A 16,871-nucleotide genomic window follows, 5' to 3' on the forward strand; every position below is an offset into this window, starting at 1 on the left:
CAAGTCATCTATTTGCAACACTGGCTTATGGCCGACATTCGCAAGCATGTACCGTGATTTCTAAGGTCCAAACGTCCATCTTTGCAATATTGGTTTCTGTCACCAAACTTAGTCTGTAAATTCCTGATGGCAGCAGCTTTGCTGGAGTCGACGCGTCCATATTTCCAATTCGATTAATCTTGGCTTTGGTGTTGCGAGTGCGTTGCAATGTACGATTACGATCAGCATACTTTGGATGAGATTCACGGTATTGATGCCAATAATCGGGATTGCGCTCTATCCAGGATTGTTGGGCCCGTTGTTGGTTCTCTTGATAATCAGGGTCTGTTTTCAGTTTGTTAAGGCGCCATTGTCGTTTACGATGCTGTTGGCACGAAGGCGCTGAGCAATAGGTTTGGAGTGGAACTTGTTGACGTGGTTGAAAAGACTGGCCGCAAGCGAGGCATTGTTTAATCGCCATTGAAGGCTCCCTACACAAAAATGCTGAGCCCAATCAAAGGAGTTAAAAGATTGATATGAGGCCGTGTTGTGACTGATTTATTTCTGAGGCCGTAGCTGTGATTTTGTTACGGCAGGGATGCTCTTCGCTTTTCGAGGTTTGACTCATATCATGAGTGGAGTCAACAAACAGGAGATAATGGTCTTGTAACAAATAAAGCTGACTTACAAGAAATCAGTGACAGTTGTTAGAATCAGAAGTAGGGTAGGGAGTAGGGTAGAAAAAGCAAAGGCCTTGATAAATCGTTATTTATCAAGGCCTTAACTTAATATAATGGCGGAGAGCTAGGGATTCGAACCCCAGGAAGGGATAAACCTTCAACGGTTTTCAAGACCGCCGCTTTCGACCGCTCAGCCAGCTCTCCAACAGCCGCGTATTATTACAGAAAATATTTTAAAATCCAGCGTTTTTTGCGGGTCCACTTTCATGCTGCAACCGAATGCAATCTGCTTTAATACCTAAGTGTTTGTTAGTGATTGCCAAATCGGCACGGATGATGGTGCAAATGTGTGTCGATTCCGGATGCGAGGTGGTGGCTATCGATTGCTTTGCCGATAGCGATACTCGGCAAATGGCAAAGCAGACATATCAGGTGCCGTCATTGGCTTGGGATGATATTCAAGCTACTGTGGCTGCGGTTCGTGAGGTTCATGGCTTGACCGAATTGGTATATGGCAGTGGTTTAGAAACTTACCCGGAAACCTTGAGCGGTCTGGAGAAGGATTGGCGGATTATCGGGAATTCGGCGGCTATTTTTCAACGGGTCCAAGATAAGCGTGATTTTTTTGCCCAACTCGATTCCTTGTCAATTCGGCATCCGCCGGTGGTGTTTACGAAGCCTGAGGATGGTTTTGACTGGTTGTTAAAGCCTTGGCGTGGCGAGGGCGGCTTGGGGATTAGATTCTGTAATAATGACGAGCTTACCGACGGCTATTGGCAGCGTTATATCGAAGGCCGTTCGATGTCTGTGTTGTTTGCAGCGAGTCGCGATGGGGTTGAGCTGATCGGTTTTAACGAGCAATGGACGGTAAAGTCGGAGGGCGGGCAATCGTTTCTGTTTGCGGGGATAGCCAGTCATGCTAAGGTTTCTAGGTCTGTTCAGTCTGAAATTGCCGACTGGTTGGATAGGCTTGTTAATGACTATGGATTGCGCGGTTTAAACAGCATGGATTTTATGCTGCGTGCCGGCAAATGTTATGTGTTGGAAATCAATGCGCGGATTTCCGCTAGTGCCCAGCTTTACGGCAAATCGCTGCTATTGAAACATCTACAAGCTTGCCAAAACAGCCGGGACAATAGTGGCGAATTATCGGCGGAGCCGAGTGCTTATCAGATTGTTTATGCGCAAAAAACAGTAACGATCCCCGAGCGGCTGATATGGCCGTCATGGACTGCGGATAGGCCGAATCCCGGCTCAATTGTTGCCACAGGCGAGCCGATATGCAGTATTATTGCCACCGGAAAAAATTCGGGGCAGGTGCTGGATAATCTGCATCGCCAACAACGCATCCTTGCAAATCTTTTGGAAACAGGTCTTTAAACATCATGCAATACCAGGCAAGCGTCAATAAATTTTCCCAGCCCTTGGTTCAACAACTGTTGGATAACGCGGATAAATTACGGTTGGGTATCGAAAAGCTGGAAAACGGCTGCACCATTATCGATGCGGGTATTAAGGTACCTGGTGGACTGGAGGCCGGACGAATTATCACCGAAATCTGCATGGGCGGCTTGGGTACCGCGACGATCTCGCAAAGCCCGTACACCAGTAATTGGCCGCTGACCATTAATGTACATGCGAGCAATCCGGTGTTGTCTTGCTTGGGTAGCCAATATGCGGGTTGGAGTTTGTCGCACGGTAAATATTATGCCCTAGGTTCCGGACCCGCGCGGGCACTGGCAACTAAGTTGAAAGACGGTGCAGTAGAGCCGGTGGAAGAGCTTTATAAAGAACTGGAATACCGCGATAGTGCAGAGCAAACCGCGCTGGTCATAGAAAACGACGCCTTGCCGCCAATCGAAATCGTCGAAAAAGTCGCGGCGGCTTGCGGCGTATCGCCGGCCAATTTGACCATCATTGTCACACCCACCAGCAGTTTGGCTGGCGGCGTACAAGTAGTCGGCCGAGTATTGGAAGTGGCTATGCACAAAGCTCACGCATTGCACTTTCCGCTGGAAAACATCGTCGATGGTTCCGGTAGCGCGCCGATTTGCCCGCCGCATCCGAATTTCGTCAAAGCGATGGGTAGAACCAATGACGCGATTTTGTTTGCCGGCCAAGTGCATTTGTTCGTCAAAGGCAGCGACGAAGCGGCGGAAAAATTGGCCAAGGAATTGCCAAGCTCAACGTCCAAGGATTACGGCAAACCATTTGCCGATATTTTCAAAGCCTACGAATACGATTTCTTCAAAGTCGATGCGATGTTGTTTAGCCCGGCCAGCGTCATCGTTACCGCCGTCGAATCCGGTAAAAGTTTCCGGGCCGGCAAATTGGATAATGCCTTACTGGACCTTTCATTCGGGGCTTAACCCGCTCTAACTCTCTGTAAAAGCTGACTGGCCTTGCTGGACAAGGTCGGTTAGCTTGCATCGCTAACTTCTTCGACACACATCCCTTTGCGCCGAATTGCAATTATTACCGACGATCCCGGTTGGCATGGCAAGCAGCTGTGCTTGGCTTTTGCCGAACGTGGCTATGCCGCCGAATATGTCTCGCTGACAGCCTGCAAATTGCAGTTAACGGTCTCGGATTTGCCGATTGTTATTCCCGGTTTTGAGCAAGAATTACCGGCGGCGGTTTTCGTGCGCGGCGTGCCCGGCGGTTCGCTGGAAGAGGTGGTGTTTTATCTGGATGTTTTGCACGGCTTAAAAATACTGGGCATACCGGTTTATAACGATGCCGGCGCTATCGAGCGTAGCGTCGATAAAGGCATGACCAGTTTTTTGTTGCAACATGGCGGTTTGCCGACGGCAATGACTTGGGTATTGCGGGATCGCGATGCAGCATTGGCGATTGCCGAACAACAGTTGTGCGCCGGCTATTATCTAATCAGCAAGCCATTGTTCGGTTCGCAAGGCGAGGGCATTCGGCGTATCGAAAAATCTACCGATTTGCTCTGGCTAACCAGTAGTCACGGTATTTATTATTTGCAGCGCTTTGTCGAATGCGCCGGTGATGGCTATTCCGATGTGCGGGTGTTTGTGATTAACGGTAGGGCCGTTGCAGCCATGCGGCGGCGCGGCATTTCCTGGCTGAATAATGTGGCTAGAGGCGCGTCTTGTGAATGTATCGAACTGGAACCGGCTTTAGCAGGATTGGCGATTGCCGCCGTTGTTGTGCTAAACATGGATTATGCCGGGGTGGATCTAATTCAGGATGCCGACGGTGGTTACCGGATTATCGAAGTGAATAGTGTGCCGGCCTGGAAAGGCTTGCAAAGTGTTTGCGATATTAACATCGCCGAATGTTTGGTTGCTGATTTACTTGATCGATATTGTCTGCCAGAAAAAGTATGTTGAACAGGCAGCAATTGATGGACGCTTACCTACAAGCTTGCGAAATCGAGTTGCAAGCGTTCAAGCCTGGAAATGTTAGTGTTTATAGTGCTGCCGACGATATGACCGTTGAGGATTTTCGTGTCAGCGTTCGGGTTAGCAGCGAGCCGATTACCAATCCGCAATATAGTTTGGGTGAAAAGATTTATTACGCAGTCAAGGCAACCCGCGAGGCGGTGGCTTGCAATACCAATCTCGGTATTATTTTGCTTTGCGCGCCATTGTTGCAAGTGGTTGCCGGTTTAAAAAAGGGCGAAAACTTGCGGGATGGTTTACGGCTATTGCTGGAAAATACGACCCGTGAGGATGCAGATTGGGTTTTCAAAGCGGTCACCTTAGCTGCTCCGGCCGGTTTAGGTGAATCCGAGCAGCACGACGTCCAAAAACCGGCGGATGTGACGCTGACCGAGGCCATGGTTTTTGCTGCTGACAAGGACCGAATTGCATTGCAATACGCAACAATTTTTAAAGACGTTTTTGATTTCGGCGTTTTAAGATATAATCGTGCTTTCGTTTTGTCTGGCGATTGTGCTTGGGCGGCGTTAGCGGTTTTTACCGCAATGCTGGCTCAATATCCCGATAGTCATATTGAGCGGAAGTATGGAGAGCGGTATTCAGAGTGGATCAAGGCTGAGATGCATAAACTCGATAGAGCGATGCAAACAGCTTGTGAGCCTGAAGAGCTTTTGCCAGTTTTGTACGATCTGGACAAAGCTTTTAAGGCACAAAGGATCAATCCGGGTACAACAGCTGACATAACTGTAGCGACAGTACTGGTGGTGCTTCTGGAACAACTTATCGGTGAAGGAACCGGTGGGTTATAGAGGGAACTAAGCAGAAACTACAATCTTGAGACACGAAAGTGTCTATTTTTTTGGTTCAATCTTATCTTTAGGGGATAAATTTAAAATGGCAAAAATCAATAACTTGCGCGTTGGCGAATCTTTGGTTGGTGAAGGCAACGAAATTGCTCACATCGATTTGATCATCGGCCCACGCGGCTCAGCAGCTGAAACTGCTTTCGCAAATGCTTTGACAAACAACAAAGACGGTTTCTCTACTCTGTTGGCTGTTGTTGCTCCTAACCTGTTGGTTAAACCAGCAACCATCCTGTTCAACAAAGTAACCATCAAAGGCGCAAAACAAGCTGTTCAAATGTTTGGACCAGCTCAACGCGCTGTTGCTATGGCTGTTGCTGATTCCGTTGAAGACGGCACTATCCCTGCTGACGAAGCTGACGATTTGTTCATTTCTGTTGGTGTTTTCATCCACTGGTTGGCTGAAGACGATGCAAAAATCGAAGAATTCAACTACAAAGCCACCAAAGAAGCTATCGCTCGCGCGGTTGCCGGCACTCCAACTGCTAAAGAAGTTGTTGCTGCTAAATCTGGTGCAAAACACCCATTTGCTACTAACAACGTTTAAGTTTTTAGTTTCAAAGGCTGTCGAAGATACCCCGGCTTGCCGGGGTATTTTTTTGCCTAAAATTTTTCCAGTGTAGCGGCGTCGATACTGCCGTTATGCAGGGCGCTAGCCAATAACACAGCAGCAATACCGATAGTTTTCAGGCGCATGAGATCGTTCACATCCCGAACCCCGCCAGCCGCGACAAAATGTTTGTCGGGATGATCCTGGCAAAGTCGGCTGAGTTTTGCAAAATCCGGACCCTGATTGCTGCCGACCAAATCCAAGGTCATCACCACATTAGTTTCCGGCCACAGTTCAGGGCTTTCCAGCCACCCCGGATGACCCAAAACTTGGTTATGTTTAAAATCCAGCGATAGGATCAGATCGGTGTTTTTTAACGATACGGGTAGACGTTGCGATTCGGTACCGATGACCGGCTTACAGTTTATTCCGCGATTCGTTGCAGCAAGTGCTTGGTAGCTACTGCCCTTATCCAGCCAAAATTCCTTGTTTGGATATTGGCGAAACAAGTTGTCGATGATTTCGTCGTGATTACCTTGGCCGCCGATTGCGTCTAAGTCTGCGATATAAAACTTTGGAAATGGATACAGCTTTAATAAACTCGTCACGACTTGATTTATTTCGCTGCTCTCGCATATTGACGAGGTGTAATGTATAGGTTGATAACGGCTGCGGTCGCCTCCTGCGGCGTGGACCACCAGGCCGTCTTTCAAATCGATGACGGGAATAATCTGCATAAGCCAAGCGAGTTTTAGAATTGAGAATTCTGGTATTTGAATTTATTACCGGCGGCGGTTTGGTCGGGCAGGCATTGCCTGCTTCGTTGGCGACGGAAGGCCGCTTGATGTTACAGGCTTTAATCGCCGAACTGAAGTGTCTGGACGATCTTCAGCTATGTGTGCCCTTGGATGAGCGCTGCGCCAGACCGGATATGCTGTTGCCAGGCGAAATTGTGACGGTAAGCGCCGCTTGCGACATCTTTGCATTGTTGCGGGATCTACTGACACAAGCCGACTTGTTTTGGCCCATCGCACCGGAAAGCGACGGTATGTTGCAGAGCTTGGCTGAGCTGGCTCTTGCCGCGAATGTCGAAGTCTTATTATCCAATCCGGCGGCCTTGAGCGTATGCGCCAATAAGTATGCGACTTATCAAGCTTTGAAGAAACGGATGATTCCGGCGGTGGCAACGGATCTGCTCAGCGAAGCGGAGGAGGGTATCGGTTTAGCGGATAAGCTGGTCGTCAAAATTGCCGACGGCGTCGGGTGCCTTGATAGTTTGCAAATCGATGCCGAGCAATTGCCGGCCGCTATTGCCGAATTAACCGATCCGCACCGCTATGTGTTACAGCCTTATATTCACGGACAGGCTGCCAGTTTGTCTTGTTTGTTCAAGCATGGTCAGGCTTGGCTTATCTGTTATAACCATCAGCAAATCGTTTTGCAGCTAGGTCGGTTTAGTTTGCAAGGCTGCTTAGTGAATGTACAAACCGATAAGCTGAATTTTTATCGAAACCTGATAAATGAAATTGCCGAAGCGCTACCTGGCTTGTGGGGCTATGTAGGGATTGATGTTATCGAAAGCGCTGAGTTAGGTCCGCTGGTGCTGGAAATTAATCCGCGTCTGACCAGTTCTTACGTCGGCATCCGCCAAGCGACCGGGATCAATGTCGCTGAACAGGTATTGCGCTTGCGCCATGCCGAGCCGGTGTTATTGGCGAATCGAAATGAAACGGTTCAGATCCATATCAATTAAAAAGGCGAAATGAATAAACAGATTGCAGGTTGGGATATTGGTGGCGCACACGTCAAGTTGGCGTTGCTGGATGAGTCCGGATACGTTCAGGCGGTTGCTCAGCAGGCATGTCCATTATGGAAGGGGATAGAGTATCTGCATGGCACTTTGGCCGATATGGCCGGCCAATTCGATTTGCAAAATTGCCGGCATGCCGTGACGATGACCGGTGAACTGGTGGATTGCTTTACCAGTCGCGAGCAAGGTGTCAACGCCATCGTCCGGGTTGTTTGTGAACAATTCAATGCCGAGCAGGTATCGGTATTTGCCGGCTTGCGTGGCTTTTTGCCGGCAGCACAGATTCAACCTGCCGATTGCATGGATATCGCTTCGGCAAACTGGCTGGCTAGTCTGATGTGGGTGACCAAGCGCCTGCCAAATGCCTTATTTGTGGATATAGGCAGCACCACGACCGATATTTTGTTGATCGAAAATCACCAGCTTAAGGTGCAAGGCTTTACCGACTATCAACGCTTGGTCTCCGGCGAGTTGGTGTATACCGGTATTGTCCGCACGGCAGTGATGGCGATTGCCCAAGATGCCGAATTCAACGGCCAAACAATGGGTTTAATGGCGGAGTATTTCGCAACAATGGCTGATGTGTATCGATTGACCGGTGACTTGAATGAAGTCCATGATCAAACTGACACGGCGGACGGCGCGGAAAAATCAGTTTCGGCTAGCGCCCTCCGCTTATCGCGCCTGACCGGTTACGAGTTCAGTGAGAGCGATCAGGCGCTTTGGTTGGCATTTGCTGAGCAGCTCAAAACCAAGCAAACACAGAAAATCAGCCAGGCTTGTGTCAGACAATTGCAAAGGGCTGAAACCGGCTCGGCGATAAAATTAATCGGTGCCGGTGTTGGCCGCTTCCTTGCGCGCGATATGGCTGCGGATCTGGGCTTGGAGTATCTGGACTTTACCGATTTGCTGCCATCAACTGCTAAAACCCATGAGATTGATGCCGCCGATTGTGCGCCAGCCGCCGCCGTGGCTTATCTTGCCGGCGGGTTTGGTTAAAGCCGGCTGCTGGGGTAAAATCGGTATATTGCAAATCATGTCCTTGCGGCACATTCCGGCCGCTTAACAGCACTTCTTAATGCCTTTAGCCAAACCCATCAAACAACCGCTGCCTTATTTTCAAGACAGTGCAGCATTATTTGCCCCGCTGGCGCAGCAGCCTTGGGCGGTATTTCTGGATAGCGCGCAGCCGCACAGCCACCAGGATAGGTTCGATGTTATCGCTTATGCCCCAGTCGTAACCCTGCAAACACGCGGTGATATGACGTTTATCGAACGCGATGGCGTGATTAGCGAAAGTACCGATGATCCTTTTGAGTTGTTGAAACAACACTTAGGTAGGTCCTTAGCTAGTGTTGACGGACTGCCGTTCAACGGCGGCGCCATTGGTTATTTTGCTTATGATTTGGCCAGACGCATCGAGCGTTTACCGGCGATGGCCGACGATGCGGAAAATCTGCCTGAGATGGCGGTGGGCATTTACCGCTGGGCGGTGATTGTCGATCACCAGCATCGGCAAAGCTGGTTGGTCAGTGTGGATTTACCGGAAAGCGAGCAGCAAAGACTAATCGCGGAATTCAGCAGGATTACTACTCCGGCCGTGGCAGAGGAGTTTAAAGTACTGCAAGCGCCGCGCGCCAATATGGACAAACAAGCTTACGCCGCCGCTTTTCAGCGCATCAAACATTATTTGAAAGAGGGTGATTGCTATCAAATCAATTTGACCCAGCGCTTCGAAAGCCCTTGCGAAGGCCGGCCATGGCAAGCCTATCAAATATTACGGCAGATCAACGCTGCGCCATTCAGCGCTTATCTGAATTTTCCGGACGTGCAGGTCTTAAGTTCGTCGCCGGAACGCTTTTTAAAAGTCACCAACGGCGCCGTTGAAACCAAACCCATCAAAGGGACTCGTCCGCGTCGGAATGATTGGGAAGCCGATCAGGCACAGATCGAAGACTTGGTATCCAGTACTAAGGATCGGGCCGAAAACGTGATGATCGTCGATCTACTCCGCAATGATTTGGGCAAGAGTTGCAAAAAAGGTTCGGTGTGGGTGCCTAGCTTATTCTCGGTAGAAAGCTATACCACCGTACATCACTTAGTCAGTACCGTGACGGGGGTGCTAGCGGAAGGCCAGCATGCCATCGATTTATTGCGCAGTTGCTTTCCAGGCGGCTCGATTACCGGCGCGCCGAAAATCCGGGCGATGGAAATCATCGAGGAACTGGAACCGCATCGGCGTGGCATTTATTGCGGAGCGATAGGGTATATCGGTTTCGACGGCAATATGGACACCAATATCGCGATACGAACGCTGGTACACAATCACGGCTCGATACGTTTTTGGGCGGGCGGCGGCATCGTCAATGACTCGGTGCTGGACGAGGAATATCAGGAATGTTTCGATAAGGCCGCCGCCTTATTGCAGTTGCTCAAACAATTTAGCGCATGACTTGTTTGATTAAGCTGGGCGGCAGCTTGCTGGAAACAGCCGCCTTGCCGGCTTGCCTGGCGGCAATCGCCAATCGCGCCGGCCCGATTGTTATTGTGCCCGGCGGTGGGCCGTTTGCCGAGCAAGTGCGCATCGCGCAAAGTCAGTGGGGTTTTGATGATGTTGCGGCGCACCGGATGGCAATTCTGGCGATGCAGCAAATGGCCTGGTTGATGAATAGCCTGATGCCCGAATTTGCTGTAATAGCTGACGCGGCAAGATTAGCTTGCGGAGAGCAAGCCAATTCTATAGTGATCTGGTCGCCGCAAGTTGAGCAATTGGATAAAGCCAATATCGCCGCCAGTTGGGATGTTACCTCCGACAGTTTGGCGGCCTGGTTGGCTGGTTATATCAATGCCGATGAGCTAATCATCGTGAAATCGGCTCAGATTCCTGAGCACCCGAATTTGCCAGACTTACATCAACAAGGCGTCCTTGATGCTGCTTTCCTGCGCTTCACCGCTCAGACACACTACAAAATAACCGTGATGAATAAAGACCGCTTCCTGTCCCACCATGATTAATTTTATCAAAGCCATACTGAACAAGCGCTTGCGCAAGGCTTATTATCAAAGCCGGGAATCCTTACTGGGCCATCAAAAACGCGACATCGTGGTGATGCAGGTCGGGCAGGCTTGCGAGAGTTTGAAGGACAGCCGCGATCAATTCGTTGATGCGCTGGATAAATTCAAAAGTATCGTCAACGTGAAGGATAGTTCACTGGAACAACGCTATCAGCAACTCAAACGCCGCTACGATCTTTGCAAGGGCAAGGCCGAGCAAGTCAGTCAAAGAATTCAGGCGGTGGAAGAGATTAGCGAAGCGTTGTTCAACGAATGGGAAGCCGAGCTGGCCTTATACAGCAATCGGGCTTTGAAGGCGCGCAGCCAGCAGCAACTTAAAAAATCCCGGCAACAATATGCCCGCTTGTTAAAAGCCTTGCAGACCGCGGAAACCCGGATGCATCCGGTATTGGCGGCGTTTCAGGATCAGGTGCTGTTTTTAAAGCATAACTTGAATGCCCATGCTATCGCGGCATTGCGGCACGAGTTCATGGAAATTGGTGTGGATATTTCGCGGTTGATCGAGGTGATGGAAAAAACCATCAGCGAGGCCAGTCAGTTTGTCGCGGTTCTAGTGGAACAGAAACAACTGCCGGCCCCGGTGCGTAAGTAACTTACATGGCGTGCATTTTGTAATCGACTCGTGCCGGTGGGTTTTTGTCACGTTGGTCAGGGGTTTTCTTGCGGTTTTGGTCGATACGTTCTTGCGAGTATTGGGAAATCATTTGGTCCCAGTTGTCGTATTTCTCATAGTCTTTGCTGCCGGCCGCTTTGCGTTTGGCAAACAGTTCTTTACCGGCTTCTACCAATTGTTCCGGTGTCTTGCCATCGATAGCGTCCAAAAACTCCTTGTTATTGCGGATTTCATCGCGTAAGGTCCAGAAAGACACTTCAAACTCGATGCGTTGGTCTAACGGCAACTTTTCCTTGATTTGACTGATTGATCGATTGACCGTTTTTAAACTGCTGCCGTTGATTTGGTTGCTTTTATTGCAACCGGCTAAAAATGCGCAGATTAAAAAAACCAAAACAGTAGACGCTTTTTTCATGATGTAGCCCCCCAGTGGCTAAATAAACAAACCCGAATTTTGTATTTATAATGGTTGCAACGCGGGTTACCAAACAAACCAAATTACTCGGTAATTAAAAATACAAGCTTACCACATGCTGGAATTTATCCAACTTCTCAAACAGCGTTACCAAACTGTGCTACAGCAGCTGGATAAAAAAAATCCCCAGTACCTGGATTATCAGCAACGTATCGAACAATTGTTACACGGCGAAGCCTTTATTCGCAAAGGCGAGCTCCTTGACAACAATCCCGGTTTTCCGCTGCAAATCGCCGTCATCGGGCCGACGCAGGCCGGTAAAAGTTCTGTGGTCAATCTGCTGTTAAATGCCAACGCCGCGGGCGTAAGTCCGCTGGCCGGTTACACGGTACAGGCCCAGGGTTTTTGCCACAGCCTGTCTCCGGACGACTGCGACGGAATGCAGCATTATTTCGGCCGCTTTCAGCGTTTGGAGCAAAATCAATTACGCCCTGGACGATACGATTGCTATTCGCTTAGTGCTAGCCCCGGTGCTTCAGCTTTGTTGCCTGCCTGTGTCTGCTGGGATACGCCGGATTTCGATTCGATAGATGCCGCCGATTATAGGGAAGGCGTGATCCGTACCATTGCCCTGGCCGACATCGTGGTATTGGTAGTAAGTAAAGAAAAATACGCCGATCAATCGGTGTGGGAAATGATGAAAGCCATCGAGGTTTTCCAGCAGCCAACCCTGATTTGCATCAATAAACTCAATGAGGGCAGCGAGCAGGTGATTTTGGATTCGTTGCGGCAAAAGTGGCTGCAGACCCGTCACGATCCTTTACCTACTCTGGTGCCCTTGTTATTCCAAAAAGCCCCGGCGGTGCCGAACTGGCCGCAATCGGCCTCGCAAGCCTTTAACGAACTGGCGAAAAAAGTCACCCGTCACAAACATGTTGCTCGCCAGCAGCAATTACTCAGCCGCTATTGGCTGGACTGGCTAGAACCGGTGTTTGCCGAACACCATGCCCAGCATCATTGGCAAACCCTGGTCGATCAAGCGTTGGCGCAAGCGCTTAAGGAGTACCAGCGGGATTATCTCAACCATCCGCATCATTACGAAACCTTCCAAAACGCTTTATTAAATTTGCTCACCTTGCTGGAAATCCCCGGCATCGCCAAAGCGCTAGGCAAGACCCGGCGGGCCATGACCTGGCCGTTTCGTAAATTATTCGCGTGGGGCGGCGGCACGCCTATCAATCCCAATCAGGAACTCGGGGTGCTGAATCAGTTAGGCGAACATCTCTTGATCCAGATCGCCGACCGCTTGCTGGAAAAGACCGAAACCGAGCCGGCCGATAGCCGCTGGTGGAAAGAAACCGCGATGGCGCTGAGACAGAAACGCGGCGATTTATTACAGATTTACAGACAAGCAGTGATGGACTATCACAGCGATTTTCAACAAGATGTGGAAGCCTCGGCGCAACGTTTATACGTAAAGCTGCAGGAACAACCGATGATTTTGAACAGCCTGCGCGCCACCCGGGTTACCACCGATGCCGGCGCCTTATTGCTGGCGATTCAGGCCGGTGGCATCGGCGTCCACGATTTGGTGCTCACGCCCTTGATGCTGACCATGACTTCCTTGTTGGCGGAAAGCGCCATCGGTAGCTATATGCATAAGGTCGAAGCCGAACTAAAGCAGCATCAGCTCAACACAGTGAAAACCGCGTTGTTTGAGACCTGCCTGAAACAGCGGCTGTATTTGTTGCCGCAAGGCGTGCTGTCGCCGACCCGTTTTAATATCTCCGAACAACAATGCCACGCCGCGGAGCAGGCGCTGAAAGAGAAGAAACATGGCTTACGATTACTCTGAATTGCTGACCCAAGCCCAGCAATGGGCCGCAGCCGCGCAAGCCGAAGGCCGATTGAGCGCGGAGCGGGCGCAATTATTGACCACTATAGATACGCGCAGTACGGAAGCTCTATTTGCGGCGAGTCAAACCGATCCGCAGACCAGACCTTTGATTGTGGCGTTCATGGGTGGTACCGGCGTCGGCAAAAGCAGCTTATTGAATCGTTTGGCGGGGCAGGCGATTGCCCGGGCCGGCATTGAGCGGCCCACCTCTCGGGAAGTGACTCTGTATCACCACCAAAGCCTGACGATTAACAAACTGCCGGCCGGTTTGCCGCTGGACAGCATCAAGATCAGCCAGCACAACGATGCTGCCAATAGCCATATCGTCTGGATTGATATGCCGGATTTCGACAGCGTCGAACTCGGCAACAAGCGCCTGGTATTGGAGTGGCTGCCGCATATCGACGTTTTACTGTATGTCGTCAGTCCGGAACGCTACCGCGACAACAAAGCCTGGCAGTTGCTGCTGGCGGAAGGTGTGAAACACGCCTGGCTATTTGTGATGAATCAGTGGGATCGTGGTCAGCCGGTGCAATACGACGATTTTAAACAGCAGCTGGGTAAGGCCGGTTTTACCGATCCTTTGATTTTTCGCACCAGTTGCAGCGAACCGGACGGCGATGAGTTTGCCGGGTTGCTGGAGCAGTTGCGGCAACTGTCCGGAAAGCATAGCGTTGCGCAACTGGAACAGCGCGGCGAGCAATTGCGCCGCCAACATTTAAAGCAGACCTTGCAGCAACTGGCTGACGATTTTTCCGGCCAAGACTATGCACAATGTCAGCAGAATTTCGATGTGCTATGGCAGCACACGGAAGCCAGCTTGCAGCAAGGTCTGGCCTGGCCGATTAAACAGCTCGCGCAATTCTGGGCGGAGAACCTGGGCCAACCAGCCGACATCAAGCTTTGGGACGACTGGGCGCAGAACCGTCTGAACGATTTGCTGGACGAATTGGTGTTACAAGCCGCACAAGCCAACATCCCCAGCAAACCCTTGAAAGTTGCGTTGCAAGGGGTCCGCGATAACACCGAGAAAAACCTGACTGCCCAAACCGAATTGGCCGGTCGACAGGCTTTATTGCAGCCCGGCAACGGTGCTCAGCGTTTTCTGCTGACATTGACGGCGATTTGCGAAACGGTCTTACCGCTGGCGGCGATGGGCGCCGTCGGTTATCAGGTATTCTCCGGCTATTACCATAGCGCCGCTGATGCTACTGCTTACTTGGGTGCCGATTTTGCAATTCATAGTGTGTTATTGATCGGTTTGAGCTGGCTGATTCCGTTTTTCCTGCACAAAAAAATTCAGCCGTCTTTACAGAAAGCGGCGTTGAAAGGCTTGCAAAAAGGTTTGCAGCAGGCCTTGGCGGCGGTGATGGCGGAGATCAAGCAGGTGTTGTTGAGCGAGCAGCAACGGAACGAAATGCTGTGTCAGCAGTTGACGCGGTTGATCGAGCGTTGCGGTGCTGAATCAGCGATGGTTGTCGAAAATGGCAGCCTTCTGGGTCGGGTATTATTGGCTAAGTGAGATTATTCAGCTTAAGGTTTGAGTGCTGACATTACCGTAAACTCACGTGACCCAAGCCTGGAAATCGTTAAGTTTGTGCCTAAGTAACGCAGCCGCATTCTGCGCTGAATGCTTATAATTTGAAGCGTGCAGCCAACTTATCGAGGCTAGCGGCCTGTTGCGCCAATTGTTCTGCGCTCTGCTTGGTTTTCTCTACGGTTTTAGCCAGCGAGTTGGCATTTTGCGAGATCTGTTCCACCCGATTAGCCATATCGCGTGTAGCAGCCGATTGCTGGCCCAGTGCGCCGCTAATCCCGTCTACCGACAGTGTCACGCGGTATTGGGCGTCGAGAATTTCGTTGACCGATTGGCCTGCCTGGCTGGACAGCGCTACGCCGGATTCAACGCCGGTTACCCCGCTTTCCATAGCCTGCACAGCGGCTTTGGAGGCTTGACGAATTTTTTCCACCATTAATTTAATTTCACCGCTGGACGTGCTGGTGCGCTCGGCAAGCGTTCTGACTTCGTCTGCAACCACCGCAAAACCTCGGCCGTACTCGCCGGCGCGGGCGGCCTCAATCGCGGCGTTTAGAGCAAGCAGATTGGTTTGTTCGGCGACACCGTGAATTACGTCGACAATACTGGTTATTTCCGAGCTGATTGATTCCAGATTGCGAATGTAGTCAGCCGCATTCACGACAATGGCTGAAATTTTTTGCATCTCTATGGCGGTGGAGCTAATTACCTTGGTGGATAACTGCGCGCGCTGTCCTGATTCGAATGCAACCTGCTTGGCGTCCAGCGCATTACCGTTGACTTGTTCGAGCGATACCGACAGCTGTTCGATAGTGGCCGCCATACTGCAAGCTGCCTCGTAACCGTTATTGGCGATAATCGATTCTTGCGCGGCGGCCTCCAACAGGTCCGCAGAATATCGATTAAGCTGGAATACGCCGTTGTGCATATCGGAGATTAGATTGTGTAAGTTCTTGCGCATCTGCGCTAACTTTCTGAGAAGTTGTCCGATTTCATCGTCGCCTGCATCGGGGATGATTACCGTCAGGTCGCCGGCGGCGATAGCCCCCGTGACTTTTTCCGCTTGATCAAGGCTGTAGCGGATTTGTTGAATAATCACGTAGGCCATTATCACGAATGCGATTGCCCCCAACAAGGCCACTCCAACCAGATACCAGGTTGTGCTACCGACGGTTTGGTTAAGGTTTGCCAAGGTCTCATTGGAATATCGGTTGGAAATTTTGACGGTTTCTGCCAATGCTTCGCGATGCCGTTCGTACTGTTCATCCAGGCGTTCCATAGCCAGATCCATTGTTTTTACATCACCTTCCTTGATTGCTGGAATATAGCGTTCCTCCAATTCTTTCCACCACTGATCGGCTTGTTCGCGTTGCGTGCCCAATATGGCTTGTTTTAGTTGGGCTGGAATCTCCTGTGCGGACTCCCAATAGCGATTGCGGGTGTCGTACTCGATTTTCAATTCTTTTAACCTCGCATACTTAGGGTCTTTATCTTTGTCGTGGTATAGCTGCTCGGCCATCAACTGAGCTTCAACCAGAAATAAGGGGGGCGGTAGAATGTCGGCGAGGATGTCTTTACTTTTTCCCATGCGGTGAGCTGCATCGCCGACATAATCTAAGGCGTGATAGCCAAGTAAAGCCAGGCCGGCCAGCAGTAGCGACGCAAACCAAGACATCAGTTGAAGTTTGGCGGCTATCGAAAAACGATTCAGCATACGCATTCCCCCTGTATTAATAACGTGAAAGCTGAGTAGAAATTGTAGAAGAAATTTTCAATGCAACAATCAGTCACTTAGATAGAGCTGGAATAACGGAAAGGCAGTGGGTCAGTCTGCGATCAAGTGAGTATCAACAGATGCTTGGATTACCCTCGATTGTGTGGCATTGACGGTAAGCAAGCTTATTATTTGTCGGGTACTTTATGTTGTTTAACAAATGCCCAAACAAGGTGTTGCTTAACGCGGAATGAGTAGGGCTGATGTACCGGTGATTCTGGTTTATTTCTTGCTGTCAGTTAGCTGAGCCGCAAAATGGCCTGAATTA

16 protein-coding genes and 1 tRNA gene are annotated in these 16,871 nt (G+C 50.4%); 12 read left to right on the plus strand and 5 right to left on the minus strand.

Annotated elements, in window-relative coordinates; all coding sequences use genetic code 11:
• Nucleotides 1-25 precede the first annotated feature (25 nt).
• Nucleotides 26-460, minus strand: coding sequence for a hypothetical protein (locus ACH5Y9_RS05670; RefSeq protein WP_445368869.1), 435 nt, complete (start codon nt 458-460; stop codon nt 26-28).
• A 313-nt stretch (nt 461-773) separates the two neighbouring features.
• Nucleotides 774-863 (minus strand) — tRNA-Ser (locus ACH5Y9_RS05675).
• A gap of 108 nt (nt 864-971) precedes the next feature.
• On the opposite strand from ACH5Y9_RS05675, the gene ACH5Y9_RS05680 reads away from it, so the two are divergent.
• From ACH5Y9_RS05680 to fae, 5 genes are all read left to right on the plus strand, one after another.
• A complete protein-coding gene (locus ACH5Y9_RS05680) occupies nt 972-2,039 on the plus strand; it encodes an ATP-grasp domain-containing protein (RefSeq protein WP_445368870.1) in 1,068 nt (355 codons plus the stop codon).
• A 5-nt stretch (nt 2,040-2,044) separates the two neighbouring features.
• Nucleotides 2,045-3,028, plus strand: coding sequence for a methenyltetrahydromethanopterin cyclohydrolase (mch, locus tag ACH5Y9_RS05685; protein WP_415880528.1), 984 nt, complete (start codon nt 2,045-2,047; stop codon nt 3,026-3,028).
• An 87-nt stretch (nt 3,029-3,115) separates the two neighbouring features.
• Entirely contained in the window at nt 3,116-4,018 is a 903-nt protein-coding gene (locus tag ACH5Y9_RS05690; RefSeq protein ID WP_445368871.1) for an ATP-grasp domain-containing protein, read from the plus strand.
• A complete protein-coding gene (locus ACH5Y9_RS05695; protein WP_445368872.1) occupies nt 4,012-4,878 on the plus strand; it encodes a triphosphoribosyl-dephospho-CoA synthase in 867 nt (288 codons plus the stop codon). The genes ACH5Y9_RS05690 and ACH5Y9_RS05695 overlap by 7 nt, the downstream gene beginning before the upstream one ends.
• Before the next feature lie 85 nt (nt 4,879-4,963).
• Nucleotides 4,964-5,479, plus strand: coding sequence for a formaldehyde-activating enzyme (gene fae, locus ACH5Y9_RS05700; RefSeq protein WP_033158126.1), 516 nt, complete (start codon nt 4,964-4,966; stop codon nt 5,477-5,479).
• 56 nt (nt 5,480-5,535) lie between these two features.
• Here fae and ACH5Y9_RS05705 read toward each other — a convergent pair whose 3' ends face one another.
• Nucleotides 5,536-6,219, minus strand: a complete 684-nt coding sequence (locus ACH5Y9_RS05705; protein WP_445368873.1) for a HisA/HisF-related TIM barrel protein — start codon at nt 6,217-6,219, stop codon at nt 5,536-5,538.
• A gap of 20 nt (nt 6,220-6,239) precedes the next feature.
• On the opposite strand from ACH5Y9_RS05705, the gene ACH5Y9_RS05710 reads away from it, so the two are divergent.
• From ACH5Y9_RS05710 to ACH5Y9_RS05730, 5 genes are all read left to right on the plus strand, one after another.
• Nucleotides 6,240-7,235 carry an ATP-grasp domain-containing protein gene (locus tag ACH5Y9_RS05710; protein WP_445368874.1) on the plus strand — a complete coding sequence of 332 codons (996 nt, stop codon included), beginning with the start codon at nt 6,240-6,242 and terminating at the stop codon, nt 7,233-7,235.
• Nucleotides 7,236-7,244: 9 nt separating this feature from the next.
• The gene (locus ACH5Y9_RS05715; protein WP_445368875.1) at nt 7,245-8,291 is read left to right on the plus strand and encodes a hydantoinase/oxoprolinase family protein; all 1,047 of its coding nucleotides are present in this window, start codon (nt 7,245-7,247) and stop codon (nt 8,289-8,291) included.
• A gap of 79 nt (nt 8,292-8,370) precedes the next feature.
• Nucleotides 8,371-9,744 carry an aminodeoxychorismate synthase component I gene (gene pabB / locus ACH5Y9_RS05720; RefSeq protein WP_445368876.1) on the plus strand — a complete coding sequence of 458 codons (1,374 nt, stop codon included), beginning with the start codon at nt 8,371-8,373 and terminating at the stop codon, nt 9,742-9,744.
• Nucleotides 9,741-10,307, plus strand: a complete 567-nt coding sequence (locus ACH5Y9_RS05725; protein ID WP_445368877.1) for an amino acid kinase family protein — start codon at nt 9,741-9,743, stop codon at nt 10,305-10,307. The genes pabB and ACH5Y9_RS05725 overlap by 4 nt, the downstream gene beginning before the upstream one ends.
• On the plus strand, nt 10,300-10,959 hold the full coding sequence (locus ACH5Y9_RS05730; protein ID WP_445368878.1) for a DUF2959 domain-containing protein: 660 nt from the start codon (nt 10,300-10,302) through the stop codon (nt 10,957-10,959). The genes ACH5Y9_RS05725 and ACH5Y9_RS05730 overlap by 8 nt, the downstream gene beginning before the upstream one ends.
• A gap of 1 nt (nt 10,960) precedes the next feature.
• Here the strand turns inward: ACH5Y9_RS05730 and ACH5Y9_RS05735 are convergent, their stop codons facing one another.
• Entirely contained in the window at nt 10,961-11,395 is a 435-nt protein-coding gene (locus ACH5Y9_RS05735; RefSeq protein WP_033158119.1) for a DUF6694 family lipoprotein, read from the minus strand.
• A 115-nt stretch (nt 11,396-11,510) separates the two neighbouring features.
• On the opposite strand from ACH5Y9_RS05735, the gene ACH5Y9_RS05740 reads away from it, so the two are divergent.
• The gene (locus ACH5Y9_RS05740) at nt 11,511-13,250 is read left to right on the plus strand and encodes a GTPase (protein ID WP_445368879.1); all 1,740 of its coding nucleotides are present in this window, start codon (nt 11,511-11,513) and stop codon (nt 13,248-13,250) included.
• Nucleotides 13,231-14,814 carry a GTPase gene (locus ACH5Y9_RS05745; protein WP_445368880.1) on the plus strand — a complete coding sequence of 528 codons (1,584 nt, stop codon included), beginning with the start codon at nt 13,231-13,233 and terminating at the stop codon, nt 14,812-14,814. Before ACH5Y9_RS05740 ends, ACH5Y9_RS05745 begins: the two co-directional genes overlap by 20 nt.
• Nucleotides 14,815-14,926: 112 nt before the next feature.
• Here the strand turns inward: ACH5Y9_RS05745 and ACH5Y9_RS05750 are convergent, their stop codons facing one another.
• Nucleotides 14,927-16,543: a methyl-accepting chemotaxis protein gene (locus ACH5Y9_RS05750; protein WP_445368881.1), complete on the minus strand. Its 1,617-nt coding sequence runs from the start codon at nt 16,541-16,543 to the stop codon at nt 14,927-14,929.
• Nucleotides 16,544-16,871 lie beyond the last annotated feature (328 nt).

Source organism: Methylomonas sp. BW4-1 (assembly GCF_052474385.1).